The sequence below is a fragment of the Pseudomonas sp. genome (genome assembly GCF_050739655.1).
In the GTDB taxonomy this organism is placed as follows: domain Bacteria; phylum Pseudomonadota; class Gammaproteobacteria; order Pseudomonadales; family Pseudomonadaceae; genus Aquipseudomonas.
The window spans coordinates 1-23,924 of record NZ_JBOIBY010000175.1 but is presented as its reverse complement, the minus strand read 5'-3'; the positions used below and the strand labels follow the sequence as shown (position 1 = coordinate 23,924).

Genomic DNA, 23,924 nt, shown 5'->3' with positions numbered 1-23,924 from the left:
TCGGCAGTCGCGCGATCGCGAGCAATCAACGCCAGTTGTAGGCCCATGCGCTACATGGCACATCGCTACGCCTTCACGCGCGCGAGGCGTCAGCATCGCCGCCATGACTACAACCGACGCCACTCCCATCCGCGATAACCGCCGTCAGGCCAAGTTCCTTTACTGGACCGGACTGCGGATCTGCGCGATCGCAGAAATGCTGGATGAAAAGGAAAAGACCGTTCATGCGTGGAAGACGCGTGATGAATGGGATCGGGCCGATAACGTCGAGCGGATTGGCGGTGCGCTGGAAGCCCGCCTGGTGCAGCTGATCCTCAAGGAAGGCAAGACCGGCGGCGACTTCAAGGAAATTGACCTGCTGCACCGTCAGCTGGAGCGCCAGGCGCGGATTGAGCGGTACAAGTCCGGCGGTACCGACACCGACCTAAACCCCAACTTGGCCAAACGCAACGAAGGTCCGAAGAAGAAAGCGGCGCGCAACGAATTTAGCGAAGACCAAATCGAGCTGCTCACCGAGGCATTCAAAGACGGCTGTTTTGGTTATCAGATGGACTGGTACCGGGCGAGCAATCAGCGCACCAGGGCAATCCTCAAAAGCCGGCAGATCGGTGCCACTTACTACTTTGCCCGGGAGGCGTTTATTGATGCCCTGGTCACCGGCCGCAACCAGATATTCCTATCCGCGTCGAAGAACCAGGCGCACATCTTCAAGGCCTACATTCAAGGCTTCGCCCGCGAGGTTTGCGGCGTCGAGCTCACCGGCGACCCAATCATCCTGGCCAACGGCGCCGAACTGCACTTCCTCGGTACCAACGCCCGAACCGCTCAGGGTTACCACGGTAATTTCTACTTCGACGAATTCTTCTGGACGTTCAAGTTCAATGAGTTGAACAAGGTCGCCAGCGGCATGGCGATGCAGAAGCAATACCGACGCACCTATTTTTCCACGCCATCGAGCATGGCGCACGAGGCCTACACGTTCTGGACCGGCGAACGCTTCAACAAGGGCAAGCCGGTGGCCCAGCGGCTGAAACTCGACGTGTCGCACGACGCGCTGCAGCAGGGCCGACTTTGCGAGGACCGAATCTGGCGCCAGATCGTCACCATCCTGGATGCCGAGCAGCGCGGTTGCGACCTGTTCGACCTGGAAGAGCTGCGCCTCGAGTACAACGCGGACGCCTTCGCGAACCTGTTGATGTGCCAGTTCGTCGACGACGGGGCGAGCATCTTCCCGCTCAACGTCCTACAGCCCTGCATGGTCGACAGCTGGGTGGAGTGGTCCGAGGACTACAAACCCTTCGCCGCACGGCCGTTTGCCGATCGGCAGGTTTGGATTGGCTACGACCCTGCGGAAACCGGTGACAGCTCCGGTCTGGTGGTCGTTGCCCCGCCGACCGTCCCTGGCGGCAAGTTCCGCGTGCTCGAGCGCCACCAGTTCCGCGGTATGGACTTCGCCGCACAGGCCGAGGCGATCCGCCTGGTCACGATGCGTTACTGGGTGACGTACATCGGCATCGACATCACTGGCATGGGCTCTGGCGTGGCCCAGCTGGTGCGCCAGTTTTTTCCCAACGTGACGACCTTCAGCTATTCCCCCGAGGTCAAGACGCGCCTGGTGCTCAAGGCCTACGACGTGATTCACAAAGGACGCCTGGAGTTCGACGCCGGCTGGATCGACATGGCCCAGTCGCTGATGGCGATCCGCAAGACCATCACCGCCAGCGGCCGGCAGTTCACTTATACGGCCGGCCGTACAGACGAGACGGGGCACGCGGATCTGGCCTGGGCACTTTTCCACGCATTGCAGAACGAACCGCTTGAGGGCCAAACCTCAACGAATACCAGCTTCATGGAGATTTACTGATGAGCAACAGCGGCAGCGACACCACGCAATTGTCCACTTCAGCCCCGGCTGCGGCCCAGGGACAGGTGCTGCCGGCAACCGGCGGCAAGATGGAGGCCTTCACCTTCGGAGACCCCACGCCGGTGCTCGATGAGCGGGGGATTCTGGATTACCTGGAGTGCTGGCTGAACGGGCGCTGGTATGAACCGCCGATGTCCCTCGATGGGCTGGCCAAGTCCTCCCGGGCCAGCGTGTTTCTGCAATCGGGTTTGAATTTCAAGCGCAACATGCTGGCCCGCACCTTCATCCCCCACAAATTGCTGTCTCGGCAGACCTTCGAGCAATTCGCCCTGGACTTCCTCTGGTGCGGCAACGGCTACCTGGAAAAACGCGAAAACATGCTGCGCGGCACGCTCGGCCTGCAGCCCGCCCTGGGCAAATACATGCGACGTGGCGAGGACCTTGAAACCTATTACCAGGTGCGCGGCTGGCGCGACGAGTACGAGTTCAAGCGCGGGACGGTTTATCACCAGCGTGAGGCGGACATTAACCAGGAGATCTACGGCCTGCCGGAATGGTTGCCGGCCCTGCAGAGCGCACTGCTCAACGAGTCCGCCACCTTGTTCCGACGCAAGTACTACAACAACGGCAGTCACGCCGGTTTCATCATGTACATGACTGACACGGCCCAGAACGAGACAGACGTGGGTGCATTGCGCAGCGCGCTCAAGTCCGCCAAAGGGCCAGGCAATTTCCGGAACTTGTTCATGTACGCCCCGGGCGGGAAAAAGGACGGAATTCAGCTGATCCCCGTCAGTGAGGTGGCCGCGAAGGATGAATTCAGCTCGATCAAGAACATCAGCCGCGACGACATGCTCGCGGCGTTACGCATCCCACCTCAGTTGATGGGCATCGTGCCGCAAAACGCAGGCGGCTTTGGCTCGATCAAAGAAGCCGCGCAGATCTGGGCGATGAATGAGCTCGAGCCCATCCAGGCACGTCTGCAGCAGGTCAATGAATGGTTGGGCGAAGAGGTGATTCGCTGGAGGCCGCTGGAACCTGTTTCCGACAAATGATCAGCCCGTGCGGCTGTTCATTGGAACTGCCGCCTTTATCAATCCGAAGTAAGGATCACCGATGTCTGCACCGATTTTCCCTTGGATGGGCGGCAAGCGCCGCATGGCGAAAAACATCCTGCCGGAGTTTCCAGACCATGATTGCTACGTCGAACCGTTCTGCGGCGGCGCGGCATTGTTCTTTATGAAGGAGCCCAGCCGCGTAGAAGTGATCAACGACTTTGACGGCGAGGTGGTGAACCTCTATCGGGTCGTGGCCAATCACCTGGAGGAGTTCGTGCGCCAGTTCAAATGGGCATTGGTGAGCCGCACCATGTTCGAATGGGCCAAAGAGCAGGCGCCGCGCACGCTGACTGATATCCAGCGCGCAGCGCGCTTTTTCTACCTGCAGACCCTGTGTTTCGGCGGCAAGGCAAAGGGCCGATCTTTCGGGACCGCGACCACCTCAGCGCCGAGGCTCAATTTGCTACGTATCGAAGAAAAGCTCAGCGACGCCCATCTGCGCCTGGCGCGAACCACCGTTGAGAATCTGGACTGGAAGGAGTGCATCCGCCGGTACGATCGGAATCACACGCTGTTTTACCTGGACCCGCCGTATTGGGAAACCGCCGGGTATGACGCTGGAGATTTTGGGTTTGAGCAGTTCGAAGCCATGGCGGATCTGGCGCGATCGATCCGGGGCAAGATGGTGATATCGGTGGGTGACCATCCGAAGATTCGCGAGGTGTTTGCGGGGTTGCGCCTGAAGGAGGTGCCGTTCCGGCATACCGTGGGCGGCAATGGCGGGATTGAAGTGAACGAGCTGGTTTACTTCAATTGGTAAAAAAATTTAGGGCTCCGGCGATAGACCGAAGCCCTTCTGGTCTATTTCAAGGATGATGCGACGAAGACTCGTGTTTGGCACTGATCTTCATCCAGGCTCGCAAGCGGCCCCAGACGCGGGCGATCAGGCTCCGGCTGTAGAACCTTTGGCCCGTAGCCACTTCGATGTACGCCCCCAACGGCAGATACACATTGCGATTCATGTATCCCTCGATCTGAGGTCGTAAGTACACGGCCGTTACATCCCTGGGATCAATCCGCCTTTTAAGTGGATCCTCACGAAGTAGGGATCGCCGACCCCACCGAGCATTGACAGTCCCCATATCAACGATGGTAACGGCATGGGGACTGTTATTGGTCAGCCACAAATAATCCCCATCCTGATCGCAGGCGACGTAAACACTGACGGAATTTCTGTTTTTTGCGAGGGTGTAGAGGGAGAGGCCAAACGCAGCCCCGGAGACGATCAGCGCACCTTCAGCGGTGCTTAATCCGAAAATAGACATACGTCGTTCCTCCACCTATGCAGGTTCTGCCTCTTGAGTACTTCCCTCGGGTTCGTCCAGGACGTCTGCCGGCGGCGCGTTCAGATCGAGCTTGTTCAGGTCCAAAAACATCACAGGGTGTTCACGGTTCCGATTTTCCTCGGTGTCCAACAGCGTGAATCCCAGTTTGTTTTGATAGAACCCTACAGAGTTCGCCTTTGAATCGGTGACCAGAAACCTACAGCCCACGAATTGCGCGACCTGGTGTACGGCCAGAGCGATGGCGAACTCCATGAGAGTCTTTCCGATTTGATGTCCAGCGTAGTCCCTGTGAGTGGCTAAGCGGGCTACTTTCAGTGCCGATATCGATTGGTATCGATTCGCGGCCTCGCAATCTTCCAGCGGGTACGCCCCGTCGAGATCGATCTCGCTGCAGGTGAGCGTCACATAGGCAATGATGCGCTTTTTTGCCTGCGGGTCGTTTGGATCAGCGGGAGGCACAATTGCCGCGTATGTGACGGCGACGTTGCTGGTCTGGAAGGCTAGGGCGTTGTTTTGAATGAACGACTTCAAGGGCCTCAGACTTTCGTCTGGGCCCATTGAGAATCGACTGGTTTGGTGTTCGGAGTGCAGCTTTTCAATGAAGTAATCGACGCCTACCTGCATCGGAGCTCGCTGAACTAACGAGGACGCGCGCTACCTTGCTGACCGAAAACCTGGCTCAGGATATCGCGGCCACGGGCATAGGATGCCTGGGCTTTTGGATTGGGTTTGTCATCGCGCATGTGTTGCACGAAGCGGGCAGCGTCTTCATCAGTCAGCTCAACGCGGCTGAAGGTTTCGCTTTTAATTGCCATTTTGAATCTTTCCTTGCAGTGGTAAGCACTGCGCTTGAAGGATCGTTATTAACGATTCATCCGCCGAACGCGGCTTTGCTCCGCTGTACTGCTCAGTATTCGGCTTTGTGTGGTGGCACAAACACATTTGAACACGATCAATAACTATGTCAACCCAATCAGGATTACAAATGTGTGCGAACCAGCGATGGAAAACACTGGCGAACGAGTTTCGACTTCGCTAAGCCCTTCAACGTACTAATGTTTTTTCTCAACGGTGAAGCGTTCGGCGCTTCAAAGGCATGAATTATTTTTGAAGATCACGCACGCACTTTGCTAACCGCTGCTTACCCCCACGGTAAGCCGCACCATGCGCCAGCCCAAATCCAGCTTTCTCGAAGCGCTCAGCGGCGCTATGCGTACCGCAATCTGCGTGCAAAAATACTGTTCAACTATACAGTATTGGTCGTTTTATATGGCTCGCGATCTGCCCTCATTCAGGCCTGTCACACAGGCCGAACTGCGCCAAATCTGGAGCAACCATCCGGAGTGCCGGCGGCTTGTGCTCGAGGTCGAGCGCTACCGGCGCGTTATCGCCAAGGTCGATGATCTGTACAAGAGCACCCACCAGTCCTGGCGTCATCACCTGGGGGGCAACCTCACGGCGCTACATTTGCTCCAGCAGATAATGACTGAGGAGCGCGGGCGCCTACCTGCGGCCATTGATGATGACGATCCTCTCCCATAAAAAAGGCCCCTAACCTGTCCGCAGGTAGGAGCCTTTATAAGCGTTGCGCCGAACCCGAGCGCGTTATTGCGGATCGTAGCCGGAGCGCGATAGGACATCCTGCAGCTTATCCACGGCCTGTTTGACCAGGTGGGCCTCATCTTCGTTGGCCGCGTGGCTGTTGAATTCGAACCAGCCGACGCGCTTCACGAATTGGGCGAGTGCAGACGTTTCAGCCTGCGTCAAAAACTCGCTTTCATAAGCACCTGCTGGGGTGGCAATGGTCAGGGTTATTGGATCATTGGTTTCTTGTGTCTCACTCATTTTCGGTGTCCCACCTATAAAAGATAGAGAAGCTATCGCCCTTACCGTCGTCTTACCTAGACGGTAAGGGCTGCTTTCGTCACTGCGCTTGGATTTGCGCCGGCTTCCTGAATACCCAGCACTTCGTCGTGGTTTTGCGAATGGTGCTGTCCACCGCCTTCATCCCCAAGAACTGAGGCTCGGTACAACGCTTGAGCGCTGTAGTGACCTCGGTGCTGATCACCGTCTGGATACCGTTTGCGGCGAACAGTTCGCCCAGGTGCGGCATGTTCAGGCCGATCAGTTGCGGATCCTTGGAGTGGTTGTACGCGATGCCCTTGGAGTCCAGCTGCAGCAGCGCGGCCCAGAAGTCGGCAACGATGTCGGCCTGAGGAGGCTCGACACTGCCGATGGTGTCCAGATCCGGTATTGGCAGACCCATTGCGGTGGACAACTGAGTGATTTCAACGCCGAGCAAATCACGCACAGTTCGATTACGGGTTCGCATCAACTCCTTAACAAGCCCGAGGCGATGCTTCGACATGCTGATCTGCTGATTGACCGTGAGCTTCTCGCCCAGGGAGTAGCTGCCGGTTTTCCGCAGCGATGGGAGGACGTCATGGGTGACCCAGCGCTTGAACCGCTTCGCTTGAGGCTTGCGACTGCTGAACAGCAAGTTATATAGGCCAGCCTCGTTTACGATCATCATCTCCTGCTGTCCGCCAAGGGTGTCCATAGTGCGGACCCCCTTCTCGTCGTCTTCCAAGCGTGCATATGCATTGCGCGGGTTAGCGATCTCTAAAACCCTGCACACGTCCGCAGCAACAAACCAGGTTTCGCCGTCCTGTTCGTCAAGGATCCGGACCGGCTGCGTTTCGAACTCAAAAAGCGATGGTGTCTTCATTGTTATTGGCTCTATTTAAGGTTTTGAGTTGTCACGAAAGGGGGGGGCGTACCACACCCCCCCCTTTGGGATCAGATCCGACGTGGAGTGCTGTTGGCTGAGCGAATGACGCTATCCAGATCAGTGCAGATCTTGTCCAGGAAGCCGGCCAGCATTTGCGGGTGGTACAACCCCGCTTCGGTGGCCTGTTGGGCAAGCGCATGCACTAGGGAAAGCGAATCCCGCACCCGTTCCAGATCAAACAGATCGGCATCGGTGAGACCGTAGGGCCTTCTCATTGGGCACCGCCGTGCGTTTCCAGAACGCGCACCTGGTGCATGTGATGGTTGTAACGTCTGAGGCGACTGGAGAGAGATGAGTCAGCATGCAGCGCGGCAAGGGCCATGCGGCGATGGGCAAGTGCGCGGATTTTGGACGGAATGAGGGCGGTCATCGTGTAGCTCCTTGAATTTAGGAGCTGCCACCGATCGCGACCAAGCAATTGGGGTGGCAGCTGTACGCAGGTTGGTCGACCGGGGATCAAGGAACCCGGCAGGGCCGAAGCCCTCCCACGCACAGCCGCCATAACATGAAGTTGCAGACACAAAAAAAGCGCCTGCAATCGTTACGGGGCGCTGTTGCGCCTTGATTTATCCCGGCGACCAAACCGGATCGCTGAATTGGCAGCGACGCCCACAATCTACTGATCAAGCGAATACTGGTCAACAAATTGTTTACAAGTATTCGTGCCGGCACAAAGAAGATGTGTCGACCTGCGGGCGAAAATAACCCAGCTCAACATACCATTGACCCACTGTCACGTCCATCGATCACGACCCTGCGGGCCAGTAAACGCGGGGCTTGGGGCGCGGCGAAGGGGGGCGTGACGCCCAAGGTGTCGTCAAGGCTAGACCCGGCGGGGCAGGAGCGGCGCGCACCGTCTTGGGGCGGGGCCCGGTCGGCCAGGGTGGGGCTTCACCTGGCGCGCGCCGTCATCCCCCCGCCACGCCTGCGGGCTAAATCGGTCTCAATTTCTGCACACCTGCACCCATCCTCCAGCAGCGCCTGCTGGGCCTCTCCTGAGCGAACAGGGGTCGAGAAAACCCTACAGAACCCTGCACGCACCCCTTGTTTTGCGAGCGGCCGTGAGCGCGATCCGAAGGCCCATTTCTCAGGTGACCCATGGGAAACAAGTAATTTAGGTATGAGCAGGTAAGGAATCAGCTGGGGCCCGCGTGCGATGCGGTTTTGAGCACTTACTTTGCACTGGCTTTTTTGAGTAATGAGGGGAGTAATTTTTCTATAACTATATGTTTTATATAGATATTTTATTTTCGATTTCTGACCTTGGTAAAAGGTAATGTTATTTCTAGATATTACTTAAAACTTACCTAATTCAATAACCTAGAAGCCTTGTGTTTTAAGGCTTTCAGAGTGGTCCGGGGAAAACTTACCAAAAATACTGGTTTCCCATGGGTCAACATAAAAAAGGAATAGGCGTAGGGGGAGGGTGGCGGCAGGTTCTCGCACCTGTAACAGCCCGCTTACACGCAAACTGTCACCGGAACTGTCACCAAACACGCTGGGGCTCAAACTGGCACGTCTGGAGCCCTTGAAAATAGTGGAGCGGGTGAAGGGAATCGAACCCTCGTTATCAGCTTGGGAAGCTGGAGTAATGCCATTATACGACACCCGCTCAGAGCGGTGACTTTGTACCAGATGTGCGTGTGGAAATGAAGTTTTTCTTTGCGCCAGATGGGTTTAGCGCAGGTGACACTAGCGAAGACCCTCTGACGGTCGTTCGCGGGCAAGCCTCGCTCCTACGGGTTTAGGAGGGCGGGGCTTGCTCGCGATGACGCTGTTTCAGATGGACAATGCATGGTGGTCCTGGACGTAGTTGAAACGCGGTCGGCTTTCGTGTTGCGCCGGCTTCAGGAACCCCATCAGTGCATTGCGGCTGTCTCGGCAGGCGGCTTTGTGTTCCATGTCGAGAAAGTGGCCGGTGGCCTGGATGGTGTTGAACGTGCTGTGTTGCACGTGGTTGCCGAACAGTCGGGCGTCGTCGGCGGCGGTGTATTCGTCCCATTCGCCGTTGAGGAACAGCACCGGCACGTCGATTTTCTTCGCCGCATTCAGGTAGCACTGGCGATCACTGTGCAGCACGTCGTTGATGTGGAAGTGCATCTGCCCGTACTCATGCTCGGCCAGGGAGCTGACGTGACGGTAGTTGAAGCGCTTGAACAACGACGGCAAGTGTTTGCCGATGGTGTCGTTCACCAGATGCCCGACCCTGTCACCGTCGCGGCTGCCAAGGTAATCGACGCCGCGTTCGAGGTAGTCGAGCATGTGCGCGTTGATGACCGGTGAGAACGAGCTGATCACGGCTTTTTCGATGCGACGTGGCTTTTGCGACAGTGCCATCAGGGTCGCGGCGCCACCCCAGGAAAACGACAGCACGTGTTCGGCGCCGAAGTGGTCGATCAGCTCCAGGAGGATCTGCCCTTCGATTTCCTTGGTCAGCATTTTCTCATGCAGGTTGTGGGCTTTTGACTGGCCCGCGTAGGGCTGGTCGTAGCAGACCACGTTGAACTGCGGATAGAGGTTTTTAACGGTTTGAGCAAACGACGCAGTCGTGGACATCGAGCCATTGACCAGGATGATGGTCTTCTCTGCGGCGCCTGCCCGATAGAACTCCGTGTAAACCCGATATTGACCCTGTATATCCAGCACAGCGATTTCTGGCCTCATGTCATAAGACTCCTGGCAAGCGGGTATGCGCGCAAATGAGATTGCACGAGCTTTGTGACAGGTAGGCATATGCCTGGAATTTTTGGAGGCCCATGTCGATCCATTGCAGTCCGGTCGACGGGTGTTGTTATTGGCGGGCAGTTTGCCGGGTGAGGCCGGAACCCAAGGGGTCCCTTACCGGCAAAAAGTTTCTTAGAAGTATGTTGTGACTCATCGGTCACATTTCGGCCGACGTCCTGATTCAAGCAGGGGTCACATCATTGCGCAAGTGTCTTTGCCAAATTGTTCGACAACTTCTGCTGAGCGGTCGTGGGCTTAGATCAATCCGATCTCATCATCGCTCAAAGGGCGGTATTCGCCCGGTTTCAACTCATCGTCGAGCACCAGCGGACCCATGCGTTCGCGGTGCAGGCGCAGGACTTTGTTATTGAAGTGGCCGAACATGCGCTTGACCTGGTGATACCGTCCTTCGACGATGCTCAGCCGTGCCGACTTCGGCCCCAGCAGCTCTAGCCCGGCTGGTTGGGTGGTCAGGTCTTCGAAGGCGAAGTACAGCCCTTCGCTGAAGGTGGTCGCGTATTCGGGGCCAATGTTCTGCTCGGTTTCGACGTAATAGACCTTGGGCAGTTTGGTCTGCGGCTGGGTCAGGCGTCGTGACCAACTGCCGTCGTTGGTGATCAGCATCAGGCCGGTGGTGTTGAAGTCCAGGCGTCCGGCGATGTGCAGCTCGTTCTTGTCCGTCTCATGGATCAGGTCGAGCACGGTCGGGTGCTGCGGGTCGCGGGTAGCACTGACACAACCGGTGGGCTTGTGAAGCATGAAGTGTCGCAACGGTTTGCCGGTTTGCAGCACTTCGTTGTCGACTTCGATACGGCTGAACTCGCGGACTTCGCTGTGTGGGTCGCTGACGACTTTTCCGTCGACACGCACGCGTTTTTCAACCAGCAGCAGGCGTACTTGCTTACGGTTGAAGCACGGCAGGTTGCTGAGGAAACGGTCGACGCGCATGTTTAAAAGTCGGGGATAAAAGGGGCGCGCATCTTACTCGATCAGCCGGGCCGCCGCTTGCAACTGCGCTTCGACTTCGGCGCAGCGCGGGCACAGGCAAGAGGCGTTGCGCAGTTGCGCCGGCAGCGCCTGGAGCACCGCAGGGTCGATGGTGACGCCGTAGCACCAGCACGTTTGAGCGGCGGTTCGCGGGTCGGCCAGGGTGCAGTCGTTGCGGGCACCGCAGGCGGGGCAGAGGTCAGGCGGGTTCATAGTTGGAGTGAGGCATTTCCGCGCAGGTACGGTTACGGCCACTTTGCTTGGCCCGGTACATTGCATGATCGGCCCGCGACAGCAGGTTGTGCAAGGTGTCGTCGGTTTTCAAGGTGGTCAGGCCGATGCTGACGGTCACATGCAAGCTGCTGCCGTTGTAGGCATAACGCTGCTCCTGCACATGCTGACGAATTTTCTCGGCGATCATCAACCCGGTCTCGCCGTCGGTGTCCTTGAGCAGCACGATGAATTCTTCACCGCCCCAACGGCAGACGATGTCGGAGTGACGCAAGCAGCTTTGTAGGTCACGAGCGAAACCGATCAATACCTGATCACCTGCCAGGTGACCGTAGGTATCGTTCAAGGCCTTGAAGTGGTCCAGATCAAGCAGCAACGCCGTCAGTGGACTCGGTTCGCGTTGAGCTTCGTGAATGGCTTGTGCAGCCAACAGGTCGAAGCCTCGACGGTTCGGCAGTTCGGTGAGGCTGTCGAGGGTGGCCTGGGCCTGAATCTTGTCCTGATAACGTCTGATGACTTGATTGAGCAGGGCCAGCACGGTCAACGTGACGACCAGGCAGATCAGCAGGTTCAGGTACAGCGAGCGGCGAATGTCACTGAGGTCGCCGTCTTCGAGCTTGTCGACAAACAGATACCAGTTCAGCTCCGGGATGAAGCGTACGTTGAGGAAATGCCCCTGGCCCTGTCCGGAATATTCGAAGCTGCCGCTGTGGGGCTTGGGTAACTGGCTGACCAGGTTTTTCATGCTATCGAGTTCACCGAGCTGTTGCCCGGCCTGCGCGCCTTGCGGGCCACCCTCGGCACCGGTCAGCACCAGGCGCCCGAACGTGTCGACGAAGTACACGCTGCGTTGGTAGTGCTGCTGGTATTTGTCGATCAACTTGATCACCGCATCAACCGTCAAACCGACACCCGCGGCACCGATGAAGCGATTGTTGTAGTCGTAGACCTTGTAGTTGATGAAGACGGTCAGGTTGTCCTTGTTGGCCAGATCCGGGTCGACGTTGATCTCGTAGGGATCCTTCATGTCGCGCACGCGAAAGTACCAGACGTCGCGCGGTTCGGTGGCCTTGACCTGCTTGAGCACGCCCTTGGCGTGGTAATAGGTCAGGCTGGCGTCGGAGACGAAAAACGCCGTGTAGGCGCCGTAGTGGGTCATGACCTCGTTGAGGTAACGGGTCATTTGGTCGGGGTCTTTTTCGCCGTTGACCACCCAGTCGCGCATGAAGGTGTCGCGAGAAATCATTGAGGAAATCAGGATCGGTCTGACAAGGTCTTTCTGGATTTCCGAGTAGACGGTGTCGGATGTCAGCGGCAGTTCGGTGTTGACGATGTTGCCGCGGATCGACGCCCGCGAGGCGTAATAACTGAGGAAAGACGTGGCGAGAAAGCCTGCGCCCAGCAACGCAACCAGCGTGAGGACCAACGAACGTTGAGAATACAGTGGCGAGCGAAGCGGCATGGCAATTCCATTGTCAGTAATCCGATGGCACGCATTCTAATGGTAACTGCCGGGAAATAACTGCTCCATGTGCGCCGCGAATGGTCGTTCCTCCATTACTCTGCAAAAACTTGTAGGAGCGAGCTTGCTCGCGAAAAACGCTAACGATGACGCGAGCTCCCTGAATGGTTGCGGCGTCTGCGTGTTTTTCGCGAGCAATCGAGCGTCGACCGGCTGCTCCTACCTTCATTCGTTTAAGCGATCAGCATTACGCGGTCAGGCTAGGCTTTTAAGGTACGCACGCCATCCGCCGAGATGGCTGATTTCGGTTGCTCCTTCCAGCCCATACGCCTCACAGATAAAGCCGCTTTCCCAGCGACCATCCGCCAATTGCACCTTGCCCAGCCCCAGCGGCGCTGGAATCCCGGTCAGGAACGAGCCCAACTCACTGCTCGGCAACTCCCAGACTTCCACGGCAATGGCCACGCCACTGTCTTTCACGCGGACCATGCCTGGGCGAAACGGTGGGCCACCAGCGAGTGCATAGAGTTGATAGTCGGGTGAGCTGAAGGTCGTTTCCAGCAATCGAGCGCCGCGTTGTTTGAGCTGCCAGTTCAACGCCAAGCCATCCAGGTGCGCACCGCAGACCACCAGTCGAGCCCAGTCATGGCGTGCAACGGTCGTCGGGGCAGGGGCCGCCAAGCCTTTCTGACGCTGCAGAGCATCGGCAACGCCCAGCAGATATTGATCGGTGAACGCCCGGCCAAACAACGTCACGCCCCACGGCAGGCCGTTGCTCATGAACCCGCTAGGTACAGCGACGGCGGCGTAGTCGAGCAGGTTCATGAAGTTGGTGTAGTAACCCAATTCCGAATTGCGCAGTACCGGTTCTGCGTCCAGTTCTGCCAGCGTTACGGGGCGACCGATGGTGGGAGTGACCACGCAATCAAGGCCATCCAAAGCTTTGTCGCACAGGGCTTTGAGCGCTTGCAGGCGGTATTGGGCGCGGAAGGTTTGTACGCCGCTGACGGCTGGCGCCTTGGCCAGTACGGCGCGGATCACCGGCAGCACGGCTTCGGGATTTTGCTCCATCAGTTCACCGGCCACGCTGTAGCGCTCGGCCACCCAAGGTCCTTCATAAAGCAGGCGTGCGGCTTCGAGGAACGGCGTCAGATCCAGTTCCACCGCTTCGCCGCCCAGACTCTTGAGTTGCTCAACGGCATCACCGAACAACACCGGCCCTTCAGCGCACCCGAAAAATTCCAGGTCCTGCGCCCGGGGCACCCCAAATCGGAACGGGCGCGGTACACCAAACGCCGAGCCGTCATTCCACAATGGATTACTGCGGCTGTACTCGTCCCGAGGGTCGAGTTTTGCGGTCAATGCCAGCAGCTGACTCGCCTCCCGGGCGGTCGCGGTAAACGTGGTGACGCAATCGAGCGTGCGACAGGCCGGCACTACGCCTGCGGTGGAAATCAGCCCTTTGCTGGCCTTCAATCCGACCAGATTGTTCAACGCCGCTGGCACGCGTCCGGAGCCCGCCGTGTCAGTGCCCAACGAAAAACTGGCCACGCCCAACGCCACCGCCAGTGAAGAGCCGGCGCTGGAGCCACCCGATGGATACTCGGGCAACACGCTGTTCGGGCACGCGCCATACGGCGAGCGACTGCCGTTGAGGCCGGTGGCGAATTGATCGAGGTTGGTCTTTCCCAACGGGATCGCTCCCAGCGCCAGCAGTTGCTCAACGATGGTTGCCGAACGCTGCGGCACATAGGCAAACGCCGGGCAGGCCGCCGTCGTCGCAATGCCGGCGAGGTCGATGTTGTCCTTGATCGCAAACGGGACGCCATAGAGCGGCAAGCTGTCGATATCGCGGCCATCGAGGCCGGCGAGGTACGGTTCCAGCTCCTCCACACTGAGCAGATGGATAAACAGGTGATAGTCCGGATTGAGCGCCGCGGCTTTGTCCCGCAGGTTCAGCAACAGTTCTCGGGGCGTGGTGCTGCCGTCGCGGTAAGCGTTGCGCAGGGCATCGAGTTGCAGATTGATGTTCATGGTGTCAGTCCTGTTCAAAATGGGTTCAGTCAAGTTCCAGCACCACGACGCGCTGTCCGGCGCGCACGGCGGAACCGGGTTGCACGCGAATCTCGCGGACCACGCCGGCCATCGGGGCGAGCACGGGGATTTCCATCTTCATCGACTCCAGAATCACCAGCACATCACCGGCCTCGACCCGGCTACCGGTCTGCACCTGCACCTGCCAGAGGTTGCCGGCGATGTGGCTGTCGACACTCTGCTGGCCGTTGCCCAGCGGCGCATCCTCGGTTGCCTCCACGGCCAGCTCTTCACTGTCGAAATGCGCCTGGCCACTGGCGATCCAGCGCTCGCGCTCGGCATTGAACGCGGCCTGTTGTTGATCACGAAAAGCGCCGATGGTCTCGGCTTCTCGCGTCAGAAACGCCTGGTAATCCGCGAGATTCAGCTGACTGTGCTCGATATTCAGGTCGAAGCGCCCGAGGGGAAAATCTCGGCGGATTTGCAGCAGTTCATCGGCGCTGACCGGGTAAAAACGGATCTGGTCGAAGAAGCGCAGCAGCCACGGCTTGCCATCGAACGCGGCGACCTCGCGGTAGCGGTTCCACATCTGCAACGTGCGCCCGACGAACTGATAACCACCGGGGCCTTCCATGCCGTACACGCACATGTAGGCGCCGCCGATGCCCACCGAGTTTTCCGCGGTCCAGGTGCGGGCCGGGTTGTATTTGGTGGTCACCAGGCGATGGCGCGGGTCGAGCGGGGTGGCGACGGGGGCACCAAGGTAGACGTCGCCCAAACCCATCACCAGATAGCTGGCGTCGAACACCGTGCGCTGCACTTCATCGAGATTCGGCAGGTCGTTGATGCGGCGGATGAACTCCAGATTGCTGGGGCACCACGGCGCGTCCTTACGCACGGTGGTCATGTATTTCTCGATGGCCAACTGGCAAGCCGGGTCGTCCCAGGACAGCGGTAGATGCACGATACGCGACGGCACTTGCAGGTCTTTGGCAGCGCACACGGCATCCCATTCACCGGCGACGATGCCGAGCAGGTCGGAGAGCGACAGTTGCTCGGGCTGGTAATGCACTTGCAGCGAGCGGATGCCCGGGGTGAGGTCGATGACGCCCGGCAGGTGTTTGCTTTCCAAGGCTTGCATGAGGGCGTGGGCGCGGAAGCGCAGGACGAGGTCCAGTTCAGGGGCGCCGATTTCCAGCAGCAAATGAGTATCGCCGGAGAGTCTTGCGACCAGTTTCTTGTCTCCCTGACCCAACTCCAAAACAACAGGCGACACAAGACTCTGTGGGAGCTGGCTTGCCAGCGATGAAGTTGATGCGGTGTCTGGTCGGGCCCCATCGCTGGCGAGCCAGCTCCCACAGGTATCCCATTTGCAGGCGAGCGCGCGGGCGGTTTTGATATCGACTGGGAGGAACTGCACCTTATCTCCGGCCTTCAGTTGTCCCAACTGCCAAAGATCCGCTTCGATCACTGTCACCGGGCACACGAACCCACCCAGGCTCGGGCCGTCGGGACCGAGGATCACCGGCATGTCACCGGTGAAGTCCACCGCACCAATCGCGTAGGGATTGTCGTGAATGTTCGACGGATGCAGACCCGCTTCACCGCCGTCGGCCCGCACCCATTCCGGTTTCGGTCCGATCAGTCGCACGCCGGTGCGGCTGGAGTTGAAATGCACTTCCCATTGGGTGGCGAAGAAGGTGCCGATGTAGTTTTCGGTGAAGTATTCCGGGGCTCCGTGCGGGCCGTAGATCACCCGGATCTGCCGCACGTCGGGCAACTCGACGGTTTGATCTTCAGCCAGTTGCTGATCAACGCTGCGGTCACCCAACGCTGGTACATGCAACACATCCCCCGCACGCAACGCACGACCGCCATGGCCGCCGAACTGGCCAAGGGTGAAAGTGCTTTTGCTGCCCAGGTAATCCGGCACTTGCAGGCCGCCACGCAGGCATAGATAACTGCGTGCACCTGCGCCGGCGATGGTGCCGAGACTCAGTGTTGCGCCGGCCGCAACCAATAGCGTGGTGTTCATCGGCACCGTTTCGCCGTTCAGCGTTAACGGGATCGTCGCCCCGGTGACCGCCACCACCGCATCGCAATTGAAGCGCAGCAGCGGCCCGCTCATGGTGATTTCCAGCGCCGCTGCGCCTTCATCGTTACCCAGCATCAGGTTGCCCAGCCGCAGCGCGCGACTGTCCATCGGCCCCGATGGCGGCACGCCCACCGCCCAGTAGCCGAGGCGACCGGGGTAATCCTGAACACTGGTTTGCGTACCTGCGCTGATCACCTCGAACGTGTTGGCCCGATACACCAGCCCTTCCAGGCAGCGAGTCCACGGCTGGCCGCTGGCAAAAGGGGTATCGAGCAGAATCTGCCGCAGATAGTCACGGTTGGTTTCCACGCCATACAGTTGGCTGTCGCCGAGGGCTTGATGCAACTCGGCGCGGGCCTGTTCGCGGGTCTGTGCCCAACTGATGACCTTGGCGATCATCGGGTCGAAGTACGGCGGGATCTCGCATCCGGCTTCGACCCAGGTGTCGATGCGCAGTTGAATGCCGTTGGCCGGCGGAAAATTCACGGCGGTGAGCAAACCAGGGCTCGGCTGAAAATCCCGTCCTGGATCTTCGGCATACAAGCGTGCCTGGATTGCATGGCCCTGCGGTTTCAAACCCTCAAACAACTCACCCAGCGGAGGCAGATCACCGGCCGCCAGTTGCACCATCCAGCGCACCAGGTCGACGCCCCACACCTGTTCGGTGACGCCATGTTCGACCTGCAAACGGGTGTTCACTTCCAGAAAATAGAAGCGCTGGGCGTCACTGTCGAATACGAACTCCACGGTGCCAGCGCTGCGGTAATTCACCGCTTTGGCCAGTTTGATCGCGGCGGCACACAGCTCATCGGCCATGCCCTCGGGCAGGTTCGGTGCCGGGGTTTCTTCGAGGACTTTCTGGTTGCGCCGCTGTACCGAGCAGTCACGCACGCCGAGTGCGATCACTTCACCCCGGCCGTCGCCGAACACCTGCACTTCCAGATGCCGGGCGCGCTGGATGTACTTCTCAATGAACACACCGGCGTCGCTGAAGTTGTTCTGGCCAAGGCGTTTGACCGCCTCGAAGGATTCGCTCAACTCGGCAGCGCTGCGGCACACGCGCATGCCGATGCCACCACCACCGGCAGTGCTTTTGAGCATGACCGGGTAACCGACCTGTTCACCAGCGATCAACGCCGCGTCGAGGCTATCGAGCAGTTCGGTGCCTTCGAGCATCGGTACGCCATGTTGCTTGGCCAGTGCGCGGGCGGTGTGCTTGAGGCCGAACACGCGCAGCTGTTCTGGCGTCGGGCCGATAAAGGCGATGCCTGCGGCTTCACAGGCTTCGGCGAATGCGGCGTTTTCCGAGAGAAAACCGTAGCCAGGATGGATCGCGGTGGCGCCGCTGGATTTGGCGATGCCGAGGATTTTATCGACCGCCAGATAAGTGCCCGCGGCTGCGCCTTCACCCAGGCTGTGGGCGGCGTCGGCTTGCAGGATGTGCAGGCTGGCGGCATCGGCCTCGGAGTACACGGCAACGCCCTGGACTTGCAGTTCACGCAGGGTGCGCAGGATGCGGCAGGCAATCGCGCCACGGTTGGCAATCAGGACTTTTTCGAACATGGCATAACCCCTGATGGGGATGCGGGCCGTCCCGCAGTTTTTCGATGAGCGCCGGGGTCGTCCCCGACGGCAGAATCAGTTCTCTTCAGATCACCATCGAACCCTGTGGGAGCTGGCTTGCCAGCGATGAGGCCAGTACATACAACATTGAGGTTGTCTGATACACCGCCATCGCGGGCAAGCCCGCTCCCACAGGGTTTAGTGGTGTTCTTGCTGTTTGAGGCACTGGCCAGAACGGGCTTGGCACAGGGCAAACAGCCAACGCCGCAACCGCGAGAATTTCAATTCCATACCAACAACTCCGCCGGGGTTGGGTTGTAGCCGTTGCACGGGTTGTTCAGTTGCGGGCAGTTGGAGATCAGTACGATCACGTCCATTTCAGCGCGCAGGTCGACGTATTTGCCCGGTGCGGAAATCCCGTCTTCGAAGGTCAGCCCGCCGTCGGCGGTGACCGGCACGTTCATGAAGAAATTGATGTTCGGTCCGATGTCGCCCTTGCCCAGCCGCCCGTCATGCACGCAGGCGCGCAGGTAGTTATCGCGGCAGCTGTGCATGTAGCGTTTTTCCAGGGCATAGCGCACGGTGTTGCTCTCTTGCGCACAGGCACCGCCGAGGGTGTCGTGACGTCCGCAGGTGTCGGCGACGATGGTCAGCATCGGCTTGCCAAGGTTGGAATACAGCACGCTGCCGGTGCTCAGGTACACGCTGTTTTGACGGCGCAGCGTGCGCTGCACGTCATAGCGTTCTTTCGGGTTGGCGACGCTGTAGAAGAGGGTGTCTACGGCCTGATTGCCTTCCAGGTCGAGGATGCGCAAGGTCTGCCCGGCCTTGACTTCCATCAGCCAGGGTTCACCGGCGGGAATGGTGGCGCGGTAGATCGCGGATTCTGGCTGCCTGCTGGTGTTAACGGCGGTGACGGTAGCGAGTGACATGGCAGCAATCCTCAAGCGAACAGACGGTCGGTATTGATAAAGCCGCGCTCGTTTTCCGGGCGCGAGATTCGGCAGTGTTCGGCGACGCTGGCGTCGGCGTTCATCCAGCTGAGTTTCAGCGGTTTGGGCGCGTACTCAGGCGAGGGGTCCATCGGATGCTGCAGGGCAGTGAGCACCACCAGGGTGTCCATCGGTGCGTACAACTCGATGTAGTCGCCGGCCTTCGAGTTGCCCTCGACAAAGTGCAAGCGCCCGGCGTCATCGACGTTCACGCGGCTGAACAGATTGAGGGTCATCAGCAAATCCGACAGGCCCAAACCCCACTTGCCCAGCTCCACCAGCAGGTTGTCGGTGCCGTTGCGGAAGAAGCCGTTGCGCAGCTCCTGATAGCGGCCCGCACCGTACTTTTGTGCGACTTCTTCAGCACAGAGCACACCGCCAAGGCTGTCGCTCCAACCGCATGTGTCGGCGGTAATGGCAGCCAATACGCGGCCCATGTCCGAGTACAGGCAGTGACCGGTGGTGAGCTTGGCGGTGTGTTGGCATTTGAGGCTGTCGGGCAGGTTCAAGCGTTCGGTTTTTTCATTGGCATTGAGCAGCGTCAGGCTGACGTTGGCGCCGCCGCGAATGTCGGTCAGGCGCAGCAATTGACCGCGTTTGAGCACGAAGGAACGATGGCCGCCGCCGGGGAGCATTTCTTCGGCGAAGGGCGGGAACAGTTGGGTCGAATCAGTCATGTCCAGAGTCCTCTCAAGCGGTTCGAAGTGAGCCCGCCAGTTGCACCGGCAAGGCGTCGACGGCGGCGCGCTGTGCGCGGCGGTCGCTGTTCAAAGGGATGTCATAGGTAATGCGCGCGCCATAGGCACCGGGGGCGTGCGGGTCGACGCGGACCTTGTCGAACACCAGCAAACGGGTGCCGAGGCTGAAACCTTCAGACAGGTCATGGGTGACCATGAACACCGTCAGTTGCGTCTCGCGCCACAGCTCAAGCAGCAAGGCGTGCATGTCTTTACGGATGCCCGAATCAAGGGCGCCGAACGGCTCGTCGAGCAGCAACACACGGGGTTTCATGATCAACGCCTGAGCGATGGCCAATCGTTGCTGCATGCCACCGGAAAGCTGCGATGGGTACTTGTCCAGCGAGTGGCCAAGGCCGACTTTGTGCAGCAGCACCGAGGCCTGATCGCGAGCCTCTTTTTTAGCGCCGCCAAACAAGCGCCCGAGCAATGGCGAGCGTGGCAGTTCGAGACCGAGGGCGACGTTGTCCAGTACGCTCAAATGCGGGAACACCGAGTAGCGCTGAAACACGACGCCACGGCTGGCATCGGGTTCGCCGGCCAGGGGTTGGCCGTCGAGCAGGATTTCGCCGCGACTGGCGCGTTCCTGGCCGAGCAGCAAGCGCAGGAAGGTCGATTTACCGCAACCTGAAGCGCCCACCAGTGTGCAGAACTCACCCTCGTTGACGCTCAGGTTCAGGCCTTCGAGTACCACCTGATCGGCGTATTGCTGCCAGACATTTTTCACCGTGATGAAGCTCATGCGCGCGCTCCTTCATACCAGGGGAATGCGCGGTGGGTCAGGCGTTTCAGGCCCCAATCCATCAGCCAGGCGAGCAGGGTGATCCACACCACGTACGGCAGGATTACGTCCATCGCGAGGTAGCGACGCACCAGGAAAATCCGATAGCCGAGGCCGTCGGTGGAGGCGATCGCTTCGGCGGCAATCAGGAACAGCCACGCCGAACCCAGCATCAAGCGCAGGGAGATCAGTAGCCGTGGCAGCAATTGCGGCAACACCACCCGCAGCATCAAGGTCCAGGTCGAAGCACCGAGGGTTTGGGCCTTGATCAGCAACTCCACCGGGATTTCCCTGGCCCTCTGCTCAAGGTCCCGAGCCAGCGCCGGGGTGATGCCGATCACGATCAGCATCACTTTCGACAACTCGCCCAGGCCGAAAACGATGAACAGAATGGGCAGGATTGCCAGCGGTGGCACCATTGAAAGCACCGTCAGCAGCGGCGACAACGGCGCACCGAACAGCGGCAGGGTGCCAGCGGCGATGCCCAGGCAGAGCCCGGCCAGTGCGCTGATGCCCAGGCCGATGGCCAGGCGTCGCAGACTGGAAGCGCTGTCTTGCCAAAGCACGTATTCACCGGTGCGGCTGTCGGCGCTGAAGGCCAGGCGTTTCACCGCGTCCGTCATCTGCACGGCGCTGGGCAACAGCTTGTCGTTGGGGTTGTCCGCCAGTCGCTCGGCCGAACCCATGAAGTAGGCCAGCAGCACCAGGGCGAATGGCAGGATCACCAACATCAGGCGACTCGGGCGATCCGGGTGGCGATTGATCAGGCGCATGGCCAAGTCCTCTTCTTACAACTTGGCGTCTACGGCCATTTGCACGTAGCTCGGATCGAAGCGCAGCTTGAGGTTGCCCTTGTCGCCGCTGGTCACGCCATTGGCGAAGGCCATGCCGACCGCGCTGGTGTCCTTGGCGCCTTCACCCAGCAAGCCGTGCTGGAAAGAGAACTCGGCGACCCTGCGCATGGTGTCCGGCAATTGCTTGCTGGTGCTGAACGCCAGGGCTTCCTGGGGCGTGGCAAACAATTTGGTGGTGTCCAGTTGTGCCTGGAACCCCGCGAGATCAGTGCCGGACGCTTTGGCCATGTGTTCAAGTGCAGCCTTGCCGGTAGCGTTTTTCGCGTTCATCAACTCAACCACTTCAAACCACGCACCGGTCAAGGCTTTGCCCAGGGCAGGGTTGTCTTTGAGGGTCTGGGAGTTGACCACCATCATGTCCATGATCTCGCCAGGGATCTGGCTGGAGTTGAACACTTCGCTGACCGCTGGCTTGGCCTTGATGTCCGAGAGCATCGGGTTCCAGGTGGTGACGGCGTTGACCTGATCGGTGTTGAAGGCCGCCGAGATGTCGGCGTCGGAGGTGTTGACCACCTTCAGGTCTTTCTCGGTGAGGTCCACCGAATCGAGGGCGCGGGCCAACAGGTAGTGGGACACCGAAAGCTCGACCAGATTGACGTCCATTCCCTTGAGGTCGGTGACTGTCTTGCCTTCACCCTTGAGCACGATGCCGTCGTTGCCATTGGAGAAGTCGCTGACGATCAGCGCGGTGCTGTCGACGCCACCGGCCGCGGGAATGGTCAGTGCGTCCATGTTGGTCATGGTGCAGCCATCGAACTGGCCGGCGGTGTATTGGTTGATCGATTCGACGTAGTCGTTGAGCTGCACAACATCGATCTTGATGCCGTACTTCTTCGCCCACTTATCGACGATGCCCTGGCTGCCGGCGTATTCCCACGGCATCCAGCCGGCATAGATCGTCCAGCAGACGCTGAAGTGGTCTTTCTGTGCAGCCTGGGAAGAGAGGCTTACGAGAGCTGCGAAAGCAGCGGCGAGGAGGGCGGGTAAACGAAGCTGGGACATGGTGGTTCTCCAGTTGATCAAGGGCGAGCAGGAAGGCAGCGGCACCGCGAACGGTGGCTTGTCTCCCGGGCTTTTGTCCCGCCGTGTAACCTCAACTGGAGGTCGCCAACTCTCGGACCAGTCACTCGCGCTTGCGAGCCGGAACCCTAGTCAGCCATTGCAAATTGTGGTGCCGCGAACCTGTGATGACTCCTGCACGGGTTTGATTAAGCGAGAGGCGTGCCAAGTCCGTAGAACAGCTCTAGTTTGGGGTATTGAGGATTTTGAGAAGAGAAGGTCAGCACCAGGCTGCGTTGTGATGGTGCGTCGGTGCACTGAGATGTGGCGTGGCTGGCCGCTGATCCGAAGGCAGGAGCGATTCGGCACTTGGGTAGCAAATATCAGTCAAAACAAGTGTCAGTCGGCCTGTTTCGGCTGAAGGTCTTTCAGGAGGCCGCCATGTTTCGTCGATTGTTGTTTGCTGTTGTTCTGGGTCTTGGATTAACCGGTTGCTACTACTACGCCGGCTCCTACGATGAGTATTCGTCGCCTTACTATTCCCCCTATAGCTACCCTGGCTATTCGCCTTATTCCTACTATTACGGCCCGCGTTATTACTACGGCGGCCCGCACTTCTATGGCGGCTATCGCTATTACTATCGGGGTGGGCACGGGCCACATTATTACGGCGGTGGATATCGTCATGGGCACCATTAGTCAGCCCGTGAATAGATGGAAAACCTTTCATCGGCGAGATGTTTCAACTTGTTGCAGGAACGCACCGGATCTCGAAATCGATGTCTGATCTATCGACAGTCGCAGAAACATTTGGCTGTCGCCTGCCAGCGTCGCTGGTATGGCTCTCTCGCGGTCCAGGAGGCCGCCATGCTCTATCAAAAAATTCTACTGATTGCTGTGTTGGGTTTGTCCCTTGGTGGATGCGTGCCTTATTCCGATGGAGGAGTCAGCTACTACAGTTCCGAGGTCTATACCTCGCCGGCGCCTGCGTATTACGCCGGCGGTAATTCTTACTATTCCAATGGTGGCTACTATTCGCCGCCGGCCCGTTATTACGCACCGCCGGCGCGGTATTACCAACCTACGCCACGGTATTACCACCAACCACGGGTTTACCAACCGTCGCCGCGCTATTACCAGCCGGCCCCGCGTTATTACCAGTCACGCCCTGACTACCGGGCGTATCAGAATCATGGATGGAATGGGGGTAACCGTGACGGTTGGAACAACGATCATCGTGGCGGGCGCAACAACAATAATCACGCAGGCCGAGGTGATCGCGATGGCCGGGGCAATCACCGCTAACCTCCTCTAAGCGCAATTCCGATGTGGGAGCGGGCTTGCTCGCGAAGGCGTCGTGTCAGTCAACACCACCGTATCTGACACACCGCTTTCGCGAGCAAGCC

At 59.1% G+C, this 23,924-nt stretch carries 24 protein-coding genes, 1 tRNA gene and 1 riboswitch; of the genes, 6 read left to right on the top strand and 19 right to left on the bottom strand.

What is annotated here, in order from left to right; all coding sequences use genetic code 11:
* The first annotated feature begins 103 nt into the window (after positions 1-103).
* From ACRESJ_RS08275 to ACRESJ_RS08265, 3 genes are all read left to right on the top strand, one after another.
* Positions 104-1,864, top strand: coding sequence for a terminase ATPase subunit family protein (locus ACRESJ_RS08275; RefSeq protein WP_431757473.1), 1,761 nt, complete (start codon positions 104-106; stop codon positions 1,862-1,864).
* Positions 1,864-2,919 (top strand): phage portal protein, encoded by a 1,056-nt coding sequence (locus ACRESJ_RS08270; protein ID WP_431757472.1) that lies wholly within the window; start codon positions 1,864-1,866, stop codon positions 2,917-2,919. Before ACRESJ_RS08275 ends, ACRESJ_RS08270 begins: the two co-directional genes overlap by 1 nt.
* Positions 2,920-2,980: 61 nt before the next feature.
* Positions 2,981-3,742 (top strand): DNA adenine methylase, encoded by a 762-nt coding sequence (locus ACRESJ_RS08265; protein ID WP_431757471.1) that lies wholly within the window; start codon positions 2,981-2,983, stop codon positions 3,740-3,742.
* A gap of 46 nt (positions 3,743-3,788) precedes the next feature.
* Here ACRESJ_RS08265 and ACRESJ_RS08260 read toward each other — a convergent pair whose 3' ends face one another.
* Genes ACRESJ_RS08260 through ACRESJ_RS08250 form a run of 3 tightly spaced genes read right to left on the bottom strand, consistent with a single transcriptional unit; the run spans position 3,789 to position 5,083 of the window.
* A complete protein-coding gene (locus ACRESJ_RS08260; protein WP_431757470.1) occupies positions 3,789-4,247 on the bottom strand; it encodes a hypothetical protein in 459 nt (152 codons plus the stop codon).
* Positions 4,248-4,262: 15 nt separating this feature from the next.
* Positions 4,263-4,892, bottom strand: coding sequence for a GNAT family N-acetyltransferase (locus ACRESJ_RS08255; protein WP_431757469.1), 630 nt, complete (start codon positions 4,890-4,892; stop codon positions 4,263-4,265).
* A gap of 14 nt (positions 4,893-4,906) precedes the next feature.
* Positions 4,907-5,083, bottom strand: coding sequence for a hypothetical protein (locus tag ACRESJ_RS08250; protein WP_403017845.1), 177 nt, complete (start codon positions 5,081-5,083; stop codon positions 4,907-4,909).
* A 349-nt stretch (positions 5,084-5,432) separates the two neighbouring features.
* Here ACRESJ_RS08250 and ACRESJ_RS08245 point away from each other — a divergent pair, with 349 nt between their 5' ends.
* Positions 5,433-5,810 carry a hypothetical protein gene (locus tag ACRESJ_RS08245; RefSeq protein WP_431757468.1) on the top strand — a complete coding sequence of 126 codons (378 nt, stop codon included), beginning with the start codon at positions 5,433-5,435 and terminating at the stop codon, positions 5,808-5,810.
* A gap of 63 nt (positions 5,811-5,873) precedes the next feature.
* On the opposite strand, the gene ACRESJ_RS08240 is transcribed toward ACRESJ_RS08245, so the two are convergent.
* The 16 genes from ACRESJ_RS08240 to ACRESJ_RS08165 all read right to left on the bottom strand — a co-directional run bounded on the left by ACRESJ_RS08240 (position 5,874) and on the right by ACRESJ_RS08165 (position 22,521).
* Positions 5,874-6,113 carry a DUF7706 family protein gene (locus ACRESJ_RS08240; RefSeq protein ID WP_431757467.1) on the bottom strand — a complete coding sequence of 80 codons (240 nt, stop codon included), beginning with the start codon at positions 6,111-6,113 and terminating at the stop codon, positions 5,874-5,876.
* A gap of 79 nt (positions 6,114-6,192) precedes the next feature.
* The gene (locus tag ACRESJ_RS08235) at positions 6,193-6,996 is read right to left on the bottom strand and encodes a BRO-N domain-containing protein (RefSeq protein WP_431757466.1); all 804 of its coding nucleotides are present in this window, start codon (positions 6,994-6,996) and stop codon (positions 6,193-6,195) included.
* Positions 6,997-7,067: 71 nt separating this feature from the next.
* Complete coding sequence (locus ACRESJ_RS08230; protein ID WP_431757465.1) at positions 7,068-7,274, bottom strand: hypothetical protein; 207 nt, start codon at positions 7,272-7,274, stop codon at positions 7,068-7,070.
* Entirely contained in the window at positions 7,271-7,429 is a 159-nt protein-coding gene (locus ACRESJ_RS08225; RefSeq protein WP_431757464.1) for a hypothetical protein, read from the bottom strand. Before ACRESJ_RS08225 ends, ACRESJ_RS08230 begins: the two co-directional genes overlap by 4 nt.
* A gap of 1,168 nt (positions 7,430-8,597) precedes the next feature.
* Positions 8,598-8,671 (bottom strand) — tRNA-Gly (locus ACRESJ_RS08220).
* A gap of 167 nt (positions 8,672-8,838) precedes the next feature.
* On the bottom strand, positions 8,839-9,723 hold the full coding sequence (locus tag ACRESJ_RS08215; protein ID WP_431757463.1) for an alpha/beta fold hydrolase: 885 nt from the start codon (positions 9,721-9,723) through the stop codon (positions 8,839-8,841).
* Between the two features lie 315 nt (positions 9,724-10,038).
* A complete protein-coding gene (locus ACRESJ_RS08210; RefSeq protein WP_431757462.1) occupies positions 10,039-10,731 on the bottom strand; it encodes a pseudouridine synthase in 693 nt (230 codons plus the stop codon).
* A gap of 33 nt (positions 10,732-10,764) precedes the next feature.
* The gene (locus ACRESJ_RS08205; RefSeq protein WP_431757461.1) at positions 10,765-10,983 is read right to left on the bottom strand and encodes a cysteine-rich CWC family protein; all 219 of its coding nucleotides are present in this window, start codon (positions 10,981-10,983) and stop codon (positions 10,765-10,767) included.
* Positions 10,970-12,463, bottom strand: a complete 1,494-nt coding sequence (locus ACRESJ_RS08200) for a sensor domain-containing diguanylate cyclase (protein WP_431757460.1) — start codon at positions 12,461-12,463, stop codon at positions 10,970-10,972. The genes ACRESJ_RS08205 and ACRESJ_RS08200 overlap by 14 nt, the downstream gene beginning before the upstream one ends.
* Positions 12,464-12,718: 255 nt before the next feature.
* Complete coding sequence (atzF, locus tag ACRESJ_RS08195; RefSeq protein ID WP_431757459.1) at positions 12,719-14,497, bottom strand: allophanate hydrolase; 1,779 nt, start codon at positions 14,495-14,497, stop codon at positions 12,719-12,721.
* Between the two features lie 25 nt (positions 14,498-14,522).
* Positions 14,523-18,155, bottom strand: a complete 3,633-nt coding sequence (gene uca / locus ACRESJ_RS08190; protein WP_431757458.1) for an urea carboxylase — start codon at positions 18,153-18,155, stop codon at positions 14,523-14,525.
* 281 nt (positions 18,156-18,436) lie between these two features.
* On the bottom strand, positions 18,437-19,087 hold the full coding sequence (locus ACRESJ_RS08185) for an urea amidolyase associated protein UAAP2 (RefSeq protein ID WP_431757457.1): 651 nt from the start codon (positions 19,085-19,087) through the stop codon (positions 18,437-18,439).
* Between the two features lie 11 nt (positions 19,088-19,098).
* Positions 19,099-19,824: an urea amidolyase associated protein UAAP1 gene (locus ACRESJ_RS08180; RefSeq protein WP_431757456.1), complete on the bottom strand. Its 726-nt coding sequence runs from the start codon at positions 19,822-19,824 to the stop codon at positions 19,099-19,101.
* A 13-nt stretch (positions 19,825-19,837) separates the two neighbouring features.
* Entirely contained in the window at positions 19,838-20,626 is a 789-nt protein-coding gene (locus tag ACRESJ_RS08175; protein WP_431757455.1) for an ABC transporter ATP-binding protein, read from the bottom strand.
* Entirely contained in the window at positions 20,623-21,438 is an 816-nt protein-coding gene (locus ACRESJ_RS08170; protein WP_431757454.1) for an ABC transporter permease, read from the bottom strand. The genes ACRESJ_RS08175 and ACRESJ_RS08170 overlap by 4 nt, the downstream gene beginning before the upstream one ends.
* Before the next feature lie 15 nt (positions 21,439-21,453).
* Positions 21,454-22,521, bottom strand: a complete 1,068-nt coding sequence (locus tag ACRESJ_RS08165; RefSeq protein WP_431757453.1) for a putative urea ABC transporter substrate-binding protein — start codon at positions 22,519-22,521, stop codon at positions 21,454-21,456.
* Between the two features lie 60 nt (positions 22,522-22,581).
* Positions 22,582-22,682: riboswitch (guanidine-I (ykkC/yxkD leader) on the bottom strand.
* Between the two features lie 277 nt (positions 22,683-22,959).
* Between ACRESJ_RS08165 and ACRESJ_RS08160 the strand changes: the two genes are divergently transcribed.
* Positions 22,960-23,217, top strand: a complete 258-nt coding sequence (locus ACRESJ_RS08160; RefSeq protein WP_431757452.1) for a hypothetical protein — start codon at positions 22,960-22,962, stop codon at positions 23,215-23,217.
* Positions 23,218-23,385: 168 nt separating this feature from the next.
* On the top strand, positions 23,386-23,823 hold the full coding sequence (locus ACRESJ_RS08155; RefSeq protein WP_431757451.1) for a hypothetical protein: 438 nt from the start codon (positions 23,386-23,388) through the stop codon (positions 23,821-23,823).
* Positions 23,824-23,924: the final 101 nt, after the last annotated feature.

What these genes read in the sequence shown, in the direction of transcription:
- ACRESJ_RS08275 (WP_431757473.1), top strand. Translation starts at nt 104, where the DNA reads ATGACTACAACCGACGCCACTCCCATCCGCGATAACCGCCGTCAGGCC.
- ACRESJ_RS08270 (WP_431757472.1), top strand. Translation starts at nt 1,864, where the DNA reads ATGAGCAACAGCGGCAGCGACACCACGCAATTGTCCACTTCAGCCCCG.
- ACRESJ_RS08265 (WP_431757471.1), top strand. Translation starts at nt 2,981, where the DNA reads ATGTCTGCACCGATTTTCCCTTGGATGGGCGGCAAGCGCCGCATGGCG.
- ACRESJ_RS08260 (WP_431757470.1), bottom strand. Translation starts at nt 4,247, where the DNA reads ATGTCTATTTTCGGATTAAGCACCGCTGAAGGTGCGCTGATCGTCTCC.
- ACRESJ_RS08255 (WP_431757469.1), bottom strand. Translation starts at nt 4,892, where the DNA reads ATGCAGGTAGGCGTCGATTACTTCATTGAAAAGCTGCACTCCGAACAC.
- ACRESJ_RS08250 (WP_403017845.1), bottom strand. Translation starts at nt 5,083, where the DNA reads ATGGCAATTAAAAGCGAAACCTTCAGCCGCGTTGAGCTGACTGATGAA.
- ACRESJ_RS08245 (WP_431757468.1), top strand. Translation starts at nt 5,433, where the DNA reads ATGCGCCAGCCCAAATCCAGCTTTCTCGAAGCGCTCAGCGGCGCTATG.
- ACRESJ_RS08240 (WP_431757467.1), bottom strand. Translation starts at nt 6,113, where the DNA reads ATGAGTGAGACACAAGAAACCAATGATCCAATAACCCTGACCATTGCC.
- ACRESJ_RS08235 (WP_431757466.1), bottom strand. Translation starts at nt 6,996, where the DNA reads ATGAAGACACCATCGCTTTTTGAGTTCGAAACGCAGCCGGTCCGGATC.
- ACRESJ_RS08230 (WP_431757465.1), bottom strand. Translation starts at nt 7,274, where the DNA reads ATGAGAAGGCCCTACGGTCTCACCGATGCCGATCTGTTTGATCTGGAA.
- ACRESJ_RS08225 (WP_431757464.1), bottom strand. Translation starts at nt 7,429, where the DNA reads ATGACCGCCCTCATTCCGTCCAAAATCCGCGCACTTGCCCATCGCCGC.
- ACRESJ_RS08215 (WP_431757463.1), bottom strand. Translation starts at nt 9,723, where the DNA reads ATGAGGCCAGAAATCGCTGTGCTGGATATACAGGGTCAATATCGGGTT.
- ACRESJ_RS08210 (WP_431757462.1), bottom strand. Translation starts at nt 10,731, where the DNA reads ATGCGCGTCGACCGTTTCCTCAGCAACCTGCCGTGCTTCAACCGTAAG.
- ACRESJ_RS08205 (WP_431757461.1), bottom strand. Translation starts at nt 10,983, where the DNA reads ATGAACCCGCCTGACCTCTGCCCCGCCTGCGGTGCCCGCAACGACTGC.
- ACRESJ_RS08200 (WP_431757460.1), bottom strand. Translation starts at nt 12,463, where the DNA reads ATGCCGCTTCGCTCGCCACTGTATTCTCAACGTTCGTTGGTCCTCACG.
- atzF (WP_431757459.1), bottom strand. Translation starts at nt 14,497, where the DNA reads ATGAACATCAATCTGCAACTCGATGCCCTGCGCAACGCTTACCGCGAC.
- uca (WP_431757458.1), bottom strand. Translation starts at nt 18,155, where the DNA reads ATGTTCGAAAAAGTCCTGATTGCCAACCGTGGCGCGATTGCCTGCCGC.
- ACRESJ_RS08185 (WP_431757457.1), bottom strand. Translation starts at nt 19,087, where the DNA reads ATGTCACTCGCTACCGTCACCGCCGTTAACACCAGCAGGCAGCCAGAA.
- ACRESJ_RS08180 (WP_431757456.1), bottom strand. Translation starts at nt 19,824, where the DNA reads ATGACTGATTCGACCCAACTGTTCCCGCCCTTCGCCGAAGAAATGCTC.
- ACRESJ_RS08175 (WP_431757455.1), bottom strand. Translation starts at nt 20,626, where the DNA reads ATGAGCTTCATCACGGTGAAAAATGTCTGGCAGCAATACGCCGATCAG.
- ACRESJ_RS08170 (WP_431757454.1), bottom strand. Translation starts at nt 21,438, where the DNA reads ATGCGCCTGATCAATCGCCACCCGGATCGCCCGAGTCGCCTGATGTTG.
- ACRESJ_RS08165 (WP_431757453.1), bottom strand. Translation starts at nt 22,521, where the DNA reads ATGTCCCAGCTTCGTTTACCCGCCCTCCTCGCCGCTGCTTTCGCAGCT.
- ACRESJ_RS08160 (WP_431757452.1), top strand. Translation starts at nt 22,960, where the DNA reads ATGTTTCGTCGATTGTTGTTTGCTGTTGTTCTGGGTCTTGGATTAACC.
- ACRESJ_RS08155 (WP_431757451.1), top strand. Translation starts at nt 23,386, where the DNA reads ATGCTCTATCAAAAAATTCTACTGATTGCTGTGTTGGGTTTGTCCCTT.